The sequence below is a fragment of the Streptomyces sp. NPDC079141 genome (assembly GCF_040686775.1).
Lineage (GTDB): Bacteria > Actinomycetota > Actinomycetes > Streptomycetales > Streptomycetaceae > Streptomyces.
This window is the reverse complement of record NZ_JBFBLP010000016.1, coordinates 127,390-143,099: the sequence shown is the minus strand read 5'-3', so window position 1 is coordinate 143,099 and position 15,710 is coordinate 127,390. Positions and strand designations below refer to the sequence as shown.

13 protein-coding genes are annotated in these 15,710 nt (G+C 70.3%); 9 read left to right on the top strand and 4 right to left on the bottom strand.

The features are described 5' to 3' along the window. The first annotated feature begins 162 nt into the window (after positions 1–162). Positions 163–1,272: an adenylate/guanylate cyclase domain-containing protein gene (locus AB0Q90_RS33215; RefSeq protein ID WP_363163492.1), complete on the top strand. Its 1,110-nt coding sequence runs from the start codon at positions 163–165 to the stop codon at positions 1,270–1,272. Between the two features lie 9 nt (positions 1,273–1,281). On the opposite strand, the gene AB0Q90_RS33210 is transcribed toward AB0Q90_RS33215, so the two are convergent. Next, positions 1,282–1,914: a hypothetical protein gene (locus AB0Q90_RS33210; RefSeq protein WP_363163493.1), complete on the bottom strand. Its 633-nt coding sequence runs from the start codon at positions 1,912–1,914 to the stop codon at positions 1,282–1,284. 204 nt (positions 1,915–2,118) lie between these two features. On the opposite strand from AB0Q90_RS33210, the gene AB0Q90_RS33205 reads away from it, so the two are divergent. The 3 genes from AB0Q90_RS33205 to hutH all read left to right on the top strand — a co-directional run bounded on the left by AB0Q90_RS33205 (position 2,119) and on the right by hutH (position 5,872). Next, positions 2,119–2,922, top strand: a complete 804-nt coding sequence (locus AB0Q90_RS33205) for an enoyl-CoA hydratase-related protein (protein WP_363163620.1) — start codon at positions 2,119–2,121, stop codon at positions 2,920–2,922. Positions 2,923–3,102: 180 nt separating this feature from the next. Next, entirely contained in the window at positions 3,103–4,248 is a 1,146-nt protein-coding gene (locus AB0Q90_RS33200) for a GGDEF domain-containing protein (protein WP_363163494.1), read from the top strand. An 85-nt stretch (positions 4,249–4,333) separates the two neighbouring features. After that, complete coding sequence (gene hutH / locus AB0Q90_RS33195; protein ID WP_363163621.1) at positions 4,334–5,872, top strand: histidine ammonia-lyase; 1,539 nt, start codon at positions 4,334–4,336, stop codon at positions 5,870–5,872. Between the two features lie 57 nt (positions 5,873–5,929). Here the strand turns inward: hutH and AB0Q90_RS33190 are convergent, their stop codons facing one another. Both AB0Q90_RS33190 and AB0Q90_RS33185 read right to left on the bottom strand, forming a co-directional pair. After that, positions 5,930–6,697 carry a hypothetical protein gene (locus AB0Q90_RS33190; protein WP_363163495.1) on the bottom strand — a complete coding sequence of 256 codons (768 nt, stop codon included), beginning with the start codon at positions 6,695–6,697 and terminating at the stop codon, positions 5,930–5,932. 42 nt (positions 6,698–6,739) lie between these two features. Next, positions 6,740–7,030: an LPXTG cell wall anchor domain-containing protein gene (locus AB0Q90_RS33185; protein WP_363163496.1), complete on the bottom strand. Its 291-nt coding sequence runs from the start codon at positions 7,028–7,030 to the stop codon at positions 6,740–6,742. A 120-nt stretch (positions 7,031–7,150) separates the two neighbouring features. Here AB0Q90_RS33185 and AB0Q90_RS33180 point away from each other — a divergent pair, with 120 nt between their 5' ends. Next, positions 7,151–7,495: a hypothetical protein gene (locus AB0Q90_RS33180; protein WP_363163497.1), complete on the top strand. Its 345-nt coding sequence runs from the start codon at positions 7,151–7,153 to the stop codon at positions 7,493–7,495. A gap of 221 nt (positions 7,496–7,716) precedes the next feature. Next, on the top strand, positions 7,717–8,964 hold the full coding sequence (locus tag AB0Q90_RS33175; RefSeq protein WP_363163498.1) for an Ig-like domain-containing protein: 1,248 nt from the start codon (positions 7,717–7,719) through the stop codon (positions 8,962–8,964). 74 nt (positions 8,965–9,038) lie between these two features. Here the strand turns inward: AB0Q90_RS33175 and AB0Q90_RS33170 are convergent, their stop codons facing one another. Then, positions 9,039–9,809: an antibiotic biosynthesis monooxygenase gene (locus tag AB0Q90_RS33170; protein ID WP_363163499.1), complete on the bottom strand. Its 771-nt coding sequence runs from the start codon at positions 9,807–9,809 to the stop codon at positions 9,039–9,041. Between the two features lie 178 nt (positions 9,810–9,987). Here AB0Q90_RS33170 and AB0Q90_RS33165 point away from each other — a divergent pair, with 178 nt between their 5' ends. From AB0Q90_RS33165 to AB0Q90_RS33155, 3 genes are all read left to right on the top strand, one after another. Next, positions 9,988–11,460 (top strand): ABC transporter permease, encoded by a 1,473-nt coding sequence (locus tag AB0Q90_RS33165; protein WP_363163500.1) that lies wholly within the window; start codon positions 9,988–9,990, stop codon positions 11,458–11,460. Between the two features lie 49 nt (positions 11,461–11,509). Further along, positions 11,510–12,193 carry an ABC transporter ATP-binding protein gene (locus AB0Q90_RS33160; RefSeq protein WP_363163501.1) on the top strand — a complete coding sequence of 228 codons (684 nt, stop codon included), beginning with the start codon at positions 11,510–11,512 and terminating at the stop codon, positions 12,191–12,193. Positions 12,194–12,358: 165 nt separating this feature from the next. Continuing rightward, a complete protein-coding gene (locus AB0Q90_RS33155; protein WP_363163622.1) occupies positions 12,359–15,667 on the top strand; it encodes a S8 family peptidase in 3,309 nt (1,102 codons plus the stop codon). Positions 15,668–15,710: the final 43 nt, after the last annotated feature.

The following is a 15,710-nucleotide window of genomic DNA, read 5'->3' as shown; positions in this document are numbered from 1 at the left end:
AGGTGTGCACGGACCAGTGCTGACGGTGTGCGTACCCGGGTACCAAAGCAACCGGCGATCACGAAACCCCCGGCTCCACCTAACGGAGTGAGCTGGCGCACACCTGCCGTAGAGTTGAGGCCGGTCGATACCTGACCGCGGCAGATCGGAAGGGCAGCAGGCGTGACCGTCGACGACACGGGCTCCGGCATGGACCCCCACGCCGCCGACCCCGGCGAGGACCCGCTCGCCCTGCGCCTGGAACAGCTGATCCTCGGCGCGGAGCGGCGCTACACCCCTTTTCAGGCGGCCCGCAGCGCCGGTGTCTCCATGGAGCTGGCGTCCCGCTTCTGGCGGGCGATGGGTTTCGCCGACATCGGGCAGGCCAAGGCGCTGACCGAGGCCGACGTCCTGGCGCTGCGGCGGCTCGCCGGTCTCGTCGAGGCGGGGCTGCTGAGCGAGGCCATGGCGGTGCAGGTCGCGCGGTCCACCGGGCAGACGACCGCCCGGCTGGCCGAATGGCAGATCGATTCCTTCCTGGAGGGGCTGACCGAGCCGCCGGAACCCGGTATGACCCGCACCGAGGTCACCTACCCCCTGGTCGAGCTGCTCCTGCCCGAGCTGGAGGAGTTCCTCGTCTACGTCTGGCGGCGCCAGCTCGCCGCCGCGACCGGCAGGGTCGTGCAGGCCGCCGACGACGAGGAGATGGTGGACCGGCGGCTGGCCGTCGGCTTCGCCGACCTCGTCGGGTTCACGCGGCTCACCCGCCGGATGGAGGAGGAGGAGCTCGGCGAGCTCGTCGAGGCCTTCGAGACCACCGCCGCCGACCTGGTGGCCGCACGCGGCGGACGGCTCATCAAGACGCTCGGTGACGAGGTGCTGTACTCCGCCGACGACGCCGGGGTCGCCGCGGAGATCGCCCTCCGCCTCATCGAGACCATGGCGAACGACGAGACGATGCCCGAGCTGCGCGTGGGCATCGCGTTCGGCACGGTGACCACCCGTATGGGCGATGTCTTCGGCACGACCGTGAACCTGGCCTCCCGGCTGACGTCGATAGCTCCACGCGACGCCGTCCTGGTCGACAGCGCCTTCGCCGAGGAGCTCATCCGCACCGGCGAGGCACCGGCCTCCGAGGCGGACGCGGCCGAGGCCGCCGCGGCCGCGGAGAAGGAGGGGGAGGAGCCGCCGACGTACCGCTTCGCGCTCCAGCCGATGTGGCAGCGCCCGGTGCGAGGCCTCGGTGTGGTCGAACCGTGGCTGCTGACGCGGCGCGACGGGGAGCCGTCGTAGCGCGGCCGGTCAGTCCTCCTTGCGGGCCGTCAGCGCGTCCACGCACAGCCCGATGATCGGCACGCACACACCGGGCGGGTCGGACTGCCCCGGCTGAGTGGGCTGCGGGGAGTCCGAGGTCTGGCTCGGGGCCGGTGCGGGAGTGGCCGGCCGGGGTGCCGCACTTGTCGTGGCGGAGGGCCGGGGCGTGGTGACCGGTGCCTCGGGGATGGTCGTGGTGTCGGGCGGGGCGACGGCCGCGGACGGTGGCGGGGCCGCGCTGGTGTCCGGCACGACCAGGAGGCTCGCGGCCGGGGTCGGCGTGGCGCCCAGCCCGCCCATGACGGAGGTCGCGGACGGGCTGACCTGCGGGACCGCGGCGACGGTGGCGGCGGCGTTCGACGACCGGTCCGTGCCGGGGCCCGAACCCGTCCCGGGAGCCCGCCAGGGTTCCGCGTCCGGCGCCCCGAGCCCGCCGAGGCCCGACTCGGGCCCCAGTCGTACGAGGCTCAGGGCGCCGGCGGCCAGGGCGAGGCCGCCGGCGGCGAGCAGGACCTTGCGGGGGCGGGGGCGGCGGTGCCGTCCGCGGGAGCCGAAGAGACGGGGTGCCGCCGTGTCCTGGGGCTCCGTCTCCGGCGTCGTTCTCGTGTCCGTGGTCGTCATCACGATCCCTCCCCGATGCGCTCGCGCACGTTATGCGCTGCCGTGGGCGGTGGGAGGGGAGTTGGGCGGGATGTCACTCGAACGGGGTGTCGGGGGCGCGGGCGGGAACCCTCGGCTCCCGCTTCCCCCCGCGCGGCCGGGCTGCGATGATCTGGGCGAGTGTTGTTAACCCGCGTTAACCGGGAGGGTGTCGTGAGCGGTGTCATGAGCGAGCAGCGGTACGGGGAGTTCGTGCTGGTCCGGCGGCACGGGGACGGCGGGCACGTCGCCGAGCTCGCTCTGGACCGGCCCAAGGCCATGAACGCCGTCTCCACGGAGATGGCCCGGTCCGTCGGCGCGGCCTGTGCGGCGCTGGGCTCGGACAACGGCGTACGGGTGGTGGTGCTGACCTCGACGCACGAACGGGCGTTCTGCGTCGGGGCGGACCTCAAGGAGCGGAACTCCTTCACCGACGCGGATCTGGTGCGGCAGCGGCCGGTGGCGCGGGGGGCGTACACCGGGGTGCTGGAGCTGCCGGTGCCGACGGTCGCGGCGGTGCACGGGTTTGCGCTGGGCGGTGGGTTCGAGCTGGCGCTGTCCTGCGATGTGATCGTGGCCGACCCGACGGCTGTGGTGGGGCTGCCGGAGGTGTCGGTGGGGGTGATTCCCGGGGGTGGCGGTACGCAGTTGCTGCCGCGGCGGGTCGGGGCGGCCCGGGCGGCGGAGCTGATCTTCACGGCGCGGCGGGTCGAGGCGGTCGAGGCGCGGGAGTTGGGGCTCGTGGACCAGCTGGTGGAGGAGGGGCGGGACCGCGAGGAGGCGTTGGCGCTGGCGTCCCGGATCGCCGCGAACTCGCCCGTCGGGCTGCGGGCGGCCAAGCGGGCGCTGCGGCTGGGGTTCGGGATGGACCTGCGGGCCGGGCTGGAGGTCGAGGACGCGGCGTGGCGTGCGGTGGCGTTCTCCGGGGACCGGGCGGAGGGCGTGGCGGCATTCAACGAGAAGCGGAAGCCTGCGTGGCCGGGGGAGTAGCGGGGTGACTGCCCGCAGCTGTGCAGGTGCGGTGCCCCGATAGGGGCGCGGGGAACTGCGCGACCAGCCCCCACGCACCCGCACTCCTGTCATCGGCCCAAGTCCACCCCCTGACCTCGGGCAACACCTGTTCGCCGCATCAATGTCCCTATTCGCCCCAAACCTCCCTAGCCTGGAGTGATGGGTGAGGACAGGCGTCTCGCGGCCGTGGTGGCGCTGGCGCAGGGCATGGCCGCGGCGCATGGTTCGCGGGAGGCCTGGCGGGCGGCGGCGGCCGGCGCATGCCGTGCGCTCGGCGGGAGTTTCGCCGCGCTGTCGGTGTGGGAGCGGGAGCTGGGACGGCTGCGGGTGCTCGTCAACGTGGGCGAGCGCGCCGACGGCGAGGCGGAGTTCCCGGACGACGAGGCCTATCCCGTCCACCAGTTCCCCGAGATCACCGAGTTCCTGCACGAGCGCTGGGCCGGCGGCGGCGAGCCCAACGCCTGGGTGGAGACCGCGGAGGGCCCCGCGGCCGGCCTCCGCCCCGGCTACTGCCATCAGCGCGTCGCCGCCCTGCGCCGTCGCGGCCGCGGCTGCTGCGTCGTCGCGCCGATCGTGCTGCACGGCAGGGCGTGGGGCGAGTTGTATGTCGCCCGTGCCGTCGGCGACCCCGTCTTCGAGCGGGCCGACGCCGACTTCGCCACCGTACTGGCCGCTGTGGTCGCCGCCGGGATCGCGCAGGCGGAGCGGCTGGAGGAGGCCCGGCGGCTGGCGTTCACCGACGCCCTGACCGGTCTCGCCAACCGCCGCGCCGTCGACGTACGCCTGGACGAGGCCATCGAGCGGCACCGCAAGGAGGGTGTCGTGGTCAGCCTCGTCGTCTGCGACCTCAACGGGCTCAAGCGGGTCAACGACACCCGGGGGCACGCCGTCGGCGACCGCCTCCTCGAACGCTTCGGCTCGGTCCTGTCCCTCTGCGGTGCCATGCTGCCCGGCGCCCTCGCCGCCCGGCTCGGCGGTGACGAGTTCTGTCTGCTCGCCGTCGGCCCGTCTGCCGACGAGGTCGTCGGCGCGGCCGACGAACTCTGCCGCCGGGCCGCGGAGTTGGAGCTGGGCGAGGGCGTCGCCTGCGGGGTCGCGTCCACCGAGGACCCCATCGGGTCCGTACGCTCGGCCCGCCGGCTGTTCCGGCTCGCCGACGCCGCCCAGTACCGGGCCAAGGCCGTACGGGCCACCAAGCCGGTGGTCGCCGGCCGGGAAGGCCCGCACGACCCCGTCGTACAGCTGGCCGACGAGCCGTCGAAGGAGGCGGGTGCGGAGCGGCGGCGCTTCCGGGGGCGGCGCTGAGCGGGTGTGACGCAGCGGTAAGGGTCTCAGGTGCCCTCCGCTAGTGACATCTTCGAATTCACTGCGTACGCTCCTGAATATGGATATGCACACTGTGGTGGTGGGGACGTCCGGGGTGACCGCGTCCGACGTTCTCGCCGTGGCGCGCGACGGCGCCCGGGTCGAACTCTCCGGGGAGGCGGTCGCGGCCCTCGCCGCGGCCCGGGAGATCGTGGACGCGCTGGCGGCCAAGCCCGAACCCGTCTACGGCGTCTCCACCGGCTTCGGCGCCCTGGCGACCCGGCACATCAGCCAGGAGCTGCGCGCCCAGCTCCAGCGGAACATCGTCCGCTCGCACGCCGCTGGAATGGGCCCGCGCGTCGAGCGCGAGGTCGTGCGCGCGCTCATGTTCCTGCGGCTCAAGACCGTCTGCTCCGGGCACACCGGCGTCCGCCCCGAGGTCGCGCAGACCATGGCCGACGTCCTGAACGCCGGCATCACCCCCGTCGTCCACGAGTACGGCTCCCTCGGCTGCTCCGGCGACCTCGCCCCGCTGTCCCACTGCGCGCTCGCGCTCATGGGCGAGGGGGACGCCGAGGGCCCGGACGGTGTCGTACGGCCCGCCGGTGAACTGCTCGCCGAGCACGGGATCACCCCCGTCGAGCTGCGCGAGAAGGAGGGCCTGGCCCTCCTCAACGGCACCGACGGCATGCTCGGCATGCTGGTCATGGCCCTCGCCGACCTCGACACCCTCTACAAGTCCGCCGACATCACGGCCGCCCTGTCGCTCGAAGCGCTCCTCGGCACGGACAAGGTGCTCGCACCCGAGCTGCACGCCATCCGGCCGCACCCGGGCCAGGGCGCCTCCGCCGCCAACATGCTGGCGGTGCTGAAGGGTTCGGAGCTGACCGGGCACCACCAGGACGACGCCCCGCGCGTCCAGGACGCCTACTCCGTGCGCTGCGCCCCGCAGGTCGCGGGCGCCGGACGCGACACCATGGCGCACGCCCGCCTGGTCGCCGAGCGCGAGCTGGCCTCCGCCGTCGACAACCCCGTCGTCCTGCCCGACGGGCGCGTGGAGTCCAACGGCAACTTCCACGGTGCGCCGGTCGCGTACGTGCTGGACTTCCTCGCCATCGCCGTGGCCGACCTCGCCTCCATCGCGGAGCGGCGCACCGACCGGCTGCTGGACAAGAACCGCAGCCACGGGCTGCCGCCGTTCCTGGCCGACGACGCCGGTGTCGACTCCGGGCTGATGATCGCGCAGTACACGCAGGCGGCGCTGGTGAGCGAGCTGAAGCGGCTCGCGGTGCCGGCCTCGGCGGACTCGATCCCGTCCTCCGCGATGCAGGAGGACCATGTGTCCATGGGCTGGTCGGCGGCGCGGAAGCTGCGCACGGCCGTGGACAACCTGACCCGGGTCATCGCCGTGGAGCTGTACGCGGCCACGCGGGGCGTCGAGCTGCGGGAGGGGCTGACGCCGGCGCCGGCGTCGCAGGCCGTCATCGGGGCCGTACGGGCGGCGGGTGTGCAGGGTCCCGGGCCGGACCGGTTCCTGGCGCCCGACCTTGCGGCGGCGGACGCGTTCGTGCGGGACGGGCGGCTGGTCGCGGCCGTGGAGACCGTCACCGGACCGCTGCAGTAACAGCAGCGGACAGCACGGAGCCCCGCCGTCCGGACGTGACGGCGGGGCTCCTGACGACTACTTGAGCTTCGCGACCTGCGCCTCGACGACCGCCGCCGGGATCTCCGCGGCCTCGCCCGTGCCGAGCGCGGCGAAGTTCACCGTGTAGAACGTGGCGATGGTGTTGCCCTTGCGCACGACCTCCGTGTGGAAGGTGGCCGTCTCGCCCTCCATGTCGACGTCCTCGGCGAACGCCACGGACTCGTCACCCAGGCCGGAGCCCTCGGCCTCGGCGACCTTGGTGACCTTCGTGTTCTCGCCGCCCGCGGCGAGGGCGTACCCGCCGGAGCAGGCCGCGACGCCGTCGGACACGGCCTTCATGGCCTTCTCGGCGCCGTCACCCTCGTAGGAGGACAGGCCCACGAAGGTCATGTTGACGTTGAATGCGTCCGCGAGGTCCTCGGGGTTCGCGGTGGCGTCCGACGCCTTGTCCTCGGCGACGGTGTTGGACGCGTTGGCGTCCGTCTCACCCGGGGCGAGCGCGGCCGTGGCCCAGGCCAGCGGGTCGCACTCCGCCTTGTCCGTCTTCACCTCGGACTTGGACTTCGGCAGGGTGTCGTCCCCCGAGTCCACCTTGTAACCCTCTACATCGCCCTGCGCGAGCAGCAGCTTCTCCAACGCGGCCGCGCTGAGCGCCTTCGCCGCCTGAGTCGGCGAGGAGGATGCGGCGGAGTCGGTCCCCTTGGAGTCGTCGGACTCCTCGCTCGAACAACCAGTGATGAGGGCGAGCGACAACACGCTCACGCCGATCGCGGCGCCTATGCGCGCCCCCGATGATCTCTTCATGAGCGGACTATGAGGGTTTGGTCAAAGTTCCGTCAAGCCAGGTCAGAAACCGTGACGTTCACGCCGTACCGAGTAGACGACGAACCCCGCGCCCAGGGCGAGGCAGGTGGTTCCGCCGACGACGTACGGCGTGGTGTCGAAGCTTCCGGTGTCCGCGAGTTCGACGTCGGACGACTGCGGGGAGGCGGCCCGCGCCTGCTGTGTGACCTGCGTCGTCGGGGTCGCCGAAGGGGTCTGATCGGCCGTCGCGTTGGCAGAGGGGACGAACCACAGGGCGCCCAGCAGGGTCCCCGCGGCGGTGGCGGTCAGCAACGTACGGCGAGCGGATGACACGGAATATCGATCCCCTTGTGGCGCTGGCGAATTGGCCGTGTGGGGCGATGCTAATGAAAGGCCCGGGTCGCGGGAAAGTCGCGGGAGCCTCAAGCCCGCCTCGGGCCGTACGCTCCGAGCATGAGCACTGCAGAGACATCACGATTTGTACGGCTTCGCGTGGAACTTGTCCTTGAGGTGGACGACGCGGACGCCGTGACGAAGGCGGCGCTGCGGCGGATTTCCGACGACAGCGATATGCCGGCCGATGAGCGGGTACACGCCGAGAGTGCTGTGACGGAAGACACCGCGGAGGCCCTCGCGTATCTCGTGGACCCGTTCGACCTGGTCAGTGAGGTGCCGGGAGTCGACCTCGCGCAGGCCTCCTGGTCCAGCGAACAGATCGAGTACGACCCCGACTCGCCGGAGTGGGATCTCGACGAGGATGATGTCGACGATGACGACGAAGAGGAGACGGCCGGATAGCCGCGGCTTGGGGAAATCGTGACCCCGGGCGGCAACCGCCGTCCGGGGTTTTGTCGTCTCAAGGGACGCACTGGCCGACACCCACACCACCCGCCCCGGCGGACGTGGTGTGCCCCACACCTTCAAGGGATGTGGAACGGGACGAACCGGTCGTAGCGTTGAAGATTCTTGACGGGGACTCTCGGGGTTTTGGGGATTCGGCGACGATGGAGAAGCGTGTGATGACGAACAGTAAGCGGCGCAAGGGCCTCACGGTCGCGTCCGCACTGCTCGGCGGTGTGCTGGTGCTCTCGGCCTGCTCCGGCGGCGGCGACGACGCCTCCGGCGGCGACAGCAACGACACCTCGCAGGCCAAGGTCGACGAGGCGGCTGCCGAGAAGACCTCCGAGGCCCAGATCAAGATCACGCCCAAGGACGGCGCCGACAACGCCTCCATCAATGCCACCGCCGTCACCGTGAGCAAGGGCACGCTCACCGAGGTGACCATGACGACCGCCGACGGTGCCGCCGTCGAGGGTGCGATATCCGCGGACAAGAAGAGCTGGAAGCCGAACGCCCAGCTGGAGCGGTCCACCACCTACAAGATCGCGGTCACCGCTGAGGACGCCAAGGGCCTGGAGGCCCACGAGAACGCCTCGTTCAGCACGCTCTCCCCGGACAACAGCTTCCTCGGCTACTTCACGCCGGAGGACGGCTCCACCGTCGGCGTGGGCATGCCGGTCTCGCTCAACTTCGACAAGGCGATCAGCAACAAGGCGGACGTCCAGAAGGGCGTCACCGTCACCTCCAGCGCCGGGCAGGAAGTCGCCTGCCACTGGTTCAACGACACCCGCATGGACTGCCGCCCCGACGAGTACTGGCAGGAAGGCTCCACCGTCACGCTGAAGCTCGCGCTCGACGGTGTCGAGGGCGCCGAGGGCGTCTACGGCGTCCAGCAGAAGACGGTCACCTTCACCATCGGCCGCAACCAGGTCTCCTACGTCGACGCCAACACCAAGCAGATGAAGGTCACCCAGGACGGCAAGGTCGTCAAGACCATCCCGATCTCGGCCGGTTCGCCGGAGAACAAGACCTACGAGGGCATCATGGTGATGTCGGAGATGTTCAAGGAAACGCGCATGAACGGCGCGACCGTGGGCTTCACCGACGACGACGGCAAGGGCGAGTACGACATCAAGGACGTGCCCCACGCCATCCGCCTGACCAACTCCGGCACCTTCATCCACGGCAACTACTGGGGCGCCGACTCGGTCTTCGGCAGCGTCAACACCAGCCACGGCTGCGTCGGTCTGAACGACACCAAGGGTGCCAACGACAAGGGCACGGCGGGCTACTGGTTCTACACCAACTCGATCGTCGGTGACGTCGTGGTCGTCCAGAACACCGGCGACAAGACGGTCTCCCCGGACAACGGCCTCAACGGCTGGAACATGAGCTGGGCCGACTGGAAGGCCGGCTCGGCGGTCTGACGCCCGGTCGACAGCAGAGAAGGCGGCTGCCCCCGAGGGGGCGGCCGCCTTCGTCGTATCCGGGGGCTGGTCCCTCAGCCCTGATACGGCGGTGCCGCGCCCCAGTTCCACTTCGGCACCGGCTGCTCCGCCGGCGGCTGGGCGTCGGGGCCCGAGAAGTACACCGCCAGGCGCGTGCCCCACTCCACATAGGCGAGGAACGCCGAGCGGAACTCGGCGTCCGTGGGCAGGCCCGCCTCGTCCGCCGCGTCCTGGATGACATTCACCCAACGGCGGCGCTGGGCCTCGGTGATGCCCTGGCCCATGTGCTTGGCGACCATATGGCTGTGGCCGCCCTGGGTCTCGGAGTAGGCGGGCGGACCGCCGAAGACCTCGCCGAACCAGGTGGCAACATGCTCGGCATGGGCCGGGTCCAGGCCCTCGAACAGCGGGGCCAGCAGATCGTCCTTGCGGACCATGTCGTAGAAGACGGAAGTGAGCCGGGACAGGGCCGCCCCGCCGCCCGCCCAGTCGTACAGCGTGGGGACCGCGGAGCCCGTGCCGTGCACGGAGGTCGGCGTGTAGTGCCGCATCTCCTCGATGTTGCCGATGTACGGGCGGATCTCGGCCAGGAAACCGGGGAACAGCTCCGACTTGCGGAAGCCCTCGATGTGGTCCTCGGTCGAGGTCCAGACAATGCGCAGGACGAAGTGCTCGAAGTCCTCCTCGCAGCGGGTCAGTTCGTAGTCGACGCATTGGGGTGCGGCGGCAAGCTGGGCCGCCGCGCGGGTGTAGGCGGAGAGGAACTCCGCCGACTGCTGCTCAGGGATGCGGTACCGGATGTATTCCACCGTGTGAGCCGTCATGGGCCCACAGAAGCACGGAATCTGTACGGACGCTGTGCTTCCGTGCTGTTCTTCCGCGCTGTTCTTCCGGGCATTGACAGCGCTGTCCGGGTTTCTTCTGGGCCCGCGGACAGCCTTCTCATCCATCTCTTATATGCGCCTTATCCCTTCATCACGCGCCGTACCTAGCTTGCGGCGCATGTTCTTCACCTACCTGAGGCGCGAACTGCGCCGCCGCAGAAAGGCGGCCCTCGTCGTCGCCTCCGGCCTCGCGCTGGGCATCGCCCTGGTCATCGTGGTCAACTCCGTGTCCTCGGGCATGGGCAAGGCACAGGACAAGGTCCTGCAGTCGCTGTACGGGCTCGGCACCGACATGACCGTCACCAAGGCCGCCCCCGCCGAGGGCAGTCAGGCGGAGCGCCCGCGCTTCGAGTTCGACGCGCGGGACAACGACTCCGACGAGGAGCAGAGCAGCGACCGGGTCATGGTCCAGGGCTTCCAGACGCTGGCGAGCTCCACGGTGGACAAGGTCGGCGCCCAGGACGGCGTCTCGGACGCGGTCGGCGGACTGAGCCTTCAGGTCATCAAGGTCAGCGGGCAGTTCCGGGCGGGCGAGTTCGAGCAGGGCGGCGGCAACCAGCAGGGCGGCGGGCCCGGCGGTGCGATGCCGTCGCCCGAGGGGCGGGTCGAGGGCGGCGGCGCCGAGTTCGACGTCAACAACTACTCCGTCTACGGCACCGACGTCACCGAGCCGGCGCTCGGGCCGCTGACCTCCTCCAAGGTCACCAGCGGTCGTACGTTCAAGGCGTCGGAGACCAACGCGAAGGTCGTCGTCGCCGACGCCTCCTACGCCAAGGAAAAGAAGCTGAAGACCGGCTCCACCGTCACGGTCAAGGGCACCAAGTTCAAGGTGATCGGCATCGCCACCCCGGACAGCGGGGACGCGGCCGCCAACCTGTACATCCCGCTGAAGCAGGCGCAGACCCTCAGCGACTCGAAGAACAAGGTCACCACGATCTACGTCAAGGCGGCCGACTCCCAGCAGATCGACGCCGTCAAGGCGGAGATCCAGAAGAACATCTCCGGTACGACGGTGACGACCTCCGCGGATCTCGCGGACACGGTGTCGGGCTCGCTGTCGACCGCCTCCGACCTGGCGACCAGCGTCGGCAAGTGGCTGTCGATCGCGGTGCTGGTGGCGGCGTTCCTGGTCGCCGGGCTGCTGACGTCCTCGGCGGTGTCGCGCCGGGTGCGGGAGTTCGGCACGCTCAAGGCGCTGGGCTGGAAGTCGGGGCGGGTGACCCGGCAGGTCGTCGGCGAGGCCGTGGTGAACGGCCTGGTCGGCGGAGCGCTCGGCATCGCGCTGGGGCTCGCGGGTGCGTACGTCGTCACGGCGATCAGCCCGACGCTGGAGGCGCAGCTCGGCTCGACGGGCGGGGGCGGAGGGTTCGGCGGGGGTCCCGGCGGCGCCATGGGCGGTCCCGGCGGCCCCGGTGCGCAGCAGGAGGCCTCGTCCAACGCGCTCGAAGTCGCCCTCACCGCACCGGTCAGCGCCACGACGATCGCCCTCGCGGTGGGCCTCGCGGTGACCGGCGGCCTGATCGCGGGCGCGTTCGGCGGCTGGCGGGCCTCGCGACTGCGCCCGGCGGATGCGCTCAGGCGCGTCGAGTAGCCCCGGCCCGACCGGACGAACCCCCTTTTCACCTCCCAGGAGTTGGGCCATGTACGAACTCAGAAACGTCACCAAGCGCTACACCCGCGGCAAGGAAACCGTCCACGCCCTCGACGGAGTCGATCTCACGATCGCCGACGGGGACCGGCTCGTCATTCAGGGCCCCACCGGCGGTGGCAAGTCCACGCTGCTTCAGATGCTCGGCGGGCTGGACCGGCCGACGTCGGGAGAGGTCGTTCTGGATGGCACCGATCTGGCCAAACTGTCCGAGGCCAAACTGACCCGTGTCCGCAGCGAGAACATCGGATTCGTCTTCCAGAGTTTCAATCTCATCCCCACTCTCACCGCGCAGGAGAACGTCGAGACCGCCCTCGTCCCGCTGGGCGTGAAGGTCAAGGAACGGCGGGATCGGGCGGCCGAGGCGCTGAAGTCCGTGGGCCTCGGCGAGCGGCTGGCCCATCTGCCCTCCGAGATGTCCGGCGGCCAGCAGCAGCGCGTCGCCATCGCCCGTGCGCTGGTCAAACAGCCCAAGGTGCTGCTCGCCGACGAGCCGACCGGCAACCTCGACGAGTCCATGCGCGACGAGATCATGGACGTACTGGAGCGCATGTGGAAGGAGTTGGGGCTGACCTTCATCATGGTCACCCACGACTCGGCCATTGCGAAGAAGGCCCCGCGGCTGGCGACCATCCGCAAGGGGAAGATCTCCGTGAAGGAAAACGCGGGTTCGTAACAGTCCGGTTCTGTGCGGTTGTTTTCTATTGAGGTCGCTGATCACCCCCCGGCATACTGCGTATTCCGGGGGGTGCACACGTACGTCTGTGCAGGACCGCCCCCGGCCGGGTGAACGGGGAAAAACCACCCGGTACTTCAGCAAGGGGGAAACTTGCGCAAACAAGTGAAAAGAGCATGCGCGGCCACTGTCGCCACGGCGGCCGCCGTCGCCCTCGCCGCCGGCATGACCAGCCCGGCGTCGGCGAAGCCCGAGCAGCGCGGTGACAGCTCCGCCGCTCAGCTCACGTCCCACCACCGCATCACCCTGATCACGGGTGACCGGGTCGCCGTGGACGCCAAGGGCCGCGTCGTCGGCCTGGAGCGCGCCAAGGGCCGTGAGGGCATACCCGTCCAGGTCCGCAAGGCCGACGGGCACACGCTGGTGATACCCGCGGACGCGGCCCGGCTCATCGCCACCGGCAAGCTGGACCAGCGTCTCTTCGACATCACCGAGCTCAACAAGTCGGCGACCCGCAAGTCCCAGGCCAAGGGCCTGAAGGTCATCGTGGGCTACAAGGGCGCCGCCGCCGGCACCAAGGCCGACGTCCGTGACGCGGGCCGGCTCCGCCAGACCCTGAAGACCCTGAACGCCGATGCCGTGCAGACCCCGCACGACGAGGCGCCCGAGCTGTGGGACGCGGTCACCAACGGCGACAAGACGGCCTCCGGTATCGCGCACGTCTGGCTCGACGGCGTCCGCAGGGCGACCCTCGACACGTCCGTGCCGCAGATCGGCGCCCCCAAGGCGTGGTCGGCCGGCTACGACGGCAAGGGCGTCAAGATCGCCGTCCTGGACACCGGCGTCGACTCGACCCACCCGGACCTCAAGGACCAGGTGATCGCGGCCAAGAACTTCACCCCGGCCGCAACGGCCGAGGACAAGTTCGGCCACGGCACGCACGTCGCGTCCATCGCGGCGGGCACCGGCGCGAAGTCCGGCGGCAAGTACAAGGGCGTGGCGCCCGGCGCCCAGCTCCTCAACGGCAAGGTCCTCGACGACACCGGCTCCGGTGACGACTCCGGCATCCTCGCCGGCATGGAGTGGGCGGCCGAGCAGGGCGCCCAGGTCGTCAACCTCAGCCTCGGCGGCGTGGACACCCCCGAGGTGGACCCGCTGGAGGCGGCGGTCAACAAGCTGTCCGCCGAGAAGGGCATCCTGTTCGCCATCGCGGCGGGCAACTCCGGCCCGGAGACGGTCGGTTCGCCGGGCAGCGCGGACGCCGCGCTCACCGTCGGCGCCGTCGACGACAAGGACCTGCTGGCCGACTTCTCCAGCACCGGCCCGCGGATCGGCGACGGCGCCATCAAGCCCGACGTCACCGCGCCCGGCGTGGACATCACCGCCGCGTCCGCCAAGGGCAGCCTGATCGCGCAGGAAGTCGGCGAGAAGCCGGCCGGCTACCTGACCATCTCCGGTACGTCGATGGCGACGCCGCACGTCGCCGGTGCCGCCGCGATCCTGAAGCAGCAGCACCCGGAGTGGACGTACGCCGAGCTCAAGGGCGCGCTGACCGCGTCCACGAAGGGCGGCAAGTACACGCCGTTCGAGCAGGGTTCGGGCCGTATCCAGGTCGACAAGGCCATCAAGCAGACCGTGATCGCCGACCCGGTGTCGGTGAGCTTCGGCACGCAGCAGTGGCCGCACACCGACGACACCCCGGTCACCAAGGAGCTGACGTACCGCAACCTCGGTGACAAGGACGTCACGCTCAGCCTGTCCGCCATCGCCACCAACCCCAAGGGCCAGCCGGCTCCGGAGGGCTTCTTCAAGCTCGGTGCGACGACGGTGACGGTCCCGGCGGGCGGCAAGGCCAGCGTGCCGATGACCGTCAACACCAAGCTGGGCGGCACGCTCGACGGCGCCTACTCGGCGTACGTGACGGCGACGGGCGACGGGCAGAGCGTCCGTACGGCCGCCGCGGTGCAGCGTGAGGTGGAGTCGTACGACCTCACCGTGAAGGCCATCAACCGTGACGGCACCCCGGCCAAGGACTGGGGCGCCTTCCTGCTGGGCGTCGCCGGTCTCGCGGAGAACCGGTACTACTTCCCGTACGAGGCCGACGGCACGGTCACGGTGCGCGTCCCCAAGGGCCAGTACATCCTGGACTCCAGCATCGCCGTGGACCCGGAGGACAGCTCCAAGGGCCTCGACTGGCTGGCCCAGCCCAAGCTGAACGTCACCAAGAACACGACGGTCACGCTGGACGCCCGTACCACCAAGCCGGTGGACATCACCGTTCCGGACGCGGACGCCAAGTCCGAGTTCGCCGCCCCGGGGTACGACATCACGGTGGGCGACTCCGGCTACGGCTTCTTCTGGTTCCTGGACACCTACGCCAACTTCCGCTCCAAGGGCCTCGGCCCGAAGATCACGGACGGCTCGCTGCGCCAGCAGTGGGACGGCCACTGGAGCAAGGGTGACAAGGCCCAGTACGACACGGTCGCCGGCGGCAAGGTCGAGCAGCTCGCCACGGGTTACACCAAGCACTACAAGGCGAGCGAACTGGCCACGGTGAAGGTCGGCATGGGCGCCTCGTCCAGCGGCAAGAAGGGCGCCGTCAACGCCGTGGGCTGGCTGCCCGAGTCGGGCGGCGCCTCCTCGATCGGTATCCCGCAGACCCTGCCCGGCACCCGCACGCTGTACCTGTCCACCGCTTCCGGTGTGAAGTGGCAGATGGACTTCGAGCAGCAGGGCGGCGTCGACGCGGACGGCTGGCCGATCACCGAGGCGTACTACACGCTCGGCGCCGAGCAGTCCTTCAAGCCGGGCCAGACCTACTCGAAGAAGTTCAACACGGCCGTCTTCGGCCCGCACCTGAACGCCGACTACGGCCTGTACCGCGCCGGCAACGAGATCTACGGCATGCTCCCGCTGTTCGCGGACGGCAAGGCGCACGCCGGTTCCTCGGAGTTCAGCTCGGTCAACACCACCCTGTACCGCAACGGCACCAAGGTCGGCAGCAATGACGACCCGCTGTTCGGCGACAAGGTGTTCAAGGTCCCGTCCGCCGAGGCCGAGTACAAGCTGACCACCTCGGTCAAGCGGAGCGTCAAGGTCGCGGCCGCCTCCACGCGGATCGACGCGAGCTGGACCTTCCGCTCCAAGAAGCCCACGTCCGACCAGGTCAAGCTGCCGGCCTCCACGGTCCGCTTCAACGCGAACACGGACCTGGGCAGCCGGGTCACGGCGGGCCAGACGAAGACCGTCCCGGTCACCGTCGAGGGCGCGGCCAAGGGCAGCAACCTGAAGTCGCTGTCGGTGTACGTGTCGTACGACTACGGCCAGACCTGGAAGAAGGTCACCGTCACGAACGGCAAGATCAAGGTGAAGAACCCGGAGAAGGGCAAGGCCATCTCCTTCCACGCCAAGATCGCCGACAAGAAGGGCAACAAGTCGACGATCTCGATCTACAACGCGTACTACGGCAAGTGAGCCGACAGCACGTGTGAGCCGTTGACACGACTGCCCGCCGGGG

Bases quoted from the DNA above. Each gene is read 5' to 3' on its own strand.
- AB0Q90_RS33190 (WP_363163495.1), bottom strand. From the start codon at position 6,697: ATGAAGAGATCATCGGGGGCGCGCATAGGCGCCGCGATCGGCGTGAGC.
- AB0Q90_RS33205 (WP_363163620.1), top strand. From the start codon at position 2,119: ATGAGCGAGCAGCGGTACGGGGAGTTCGTGCTGGTCCGGCGGCACGGG.
- AB0Q90_RS33165 (WP_363163500.1), top strand. From the start codon at position 9,988: ATGTTCTTCACCTACCTGAGGCGCGAACTGCGCCGCCGCAGAAAGGCG.
- AB0Q90_RS33160 (WP_363163501.1), top strand. From the start codon at position 11,510: ATGTACGAACTCAGAAACGTCACCAAGCGCTACACCCGCGGCAAGGAA.
- AB0Q90_RS33200 (WP_363163494.1), top strand. From the start codon at position 3,103: ATGGGTGAGGACAGGCGTCTCGCGGCCGTGGTGGCGCTGGCGCAGGGC.
- AB0Q90_RS33180 (WP_363163497.1), top strand. From the start codon at position 7,151: ATGAGCACTGCAGAGACATCACGATTTGTACGGCTTCGCGTGGAACTT.
- AB0Q90_RS33170 (WP_363163499.1), bottom strand. From the start codon at position 9,809: ATGACGGCTCACACGGTGGAATACATCCGGTACCGCATCCCTGAGCAG.
- AB0Q90_RS33210 (WP_363163493.1), bottom strand. From the start codon at position 1,914: ATGACGACCACGGACACGAGAACGACGCCGGAGACGGAGCCCCAGGAC.
- AB0Q90_RS33175 (WP_363163498.1), top strand. From the start codon at position 7,717: ATGACGAACAGTAAGCGGCGCAAGGGCCTCACGGTCGCGTCCGCACTG.
- hutH (WP_363163621.1), top strand. From the start codon at position 4,334: ATGCACACTGTGGTGGTGGGGACGTCCGGGGTGACCGCGTCCGACGTT.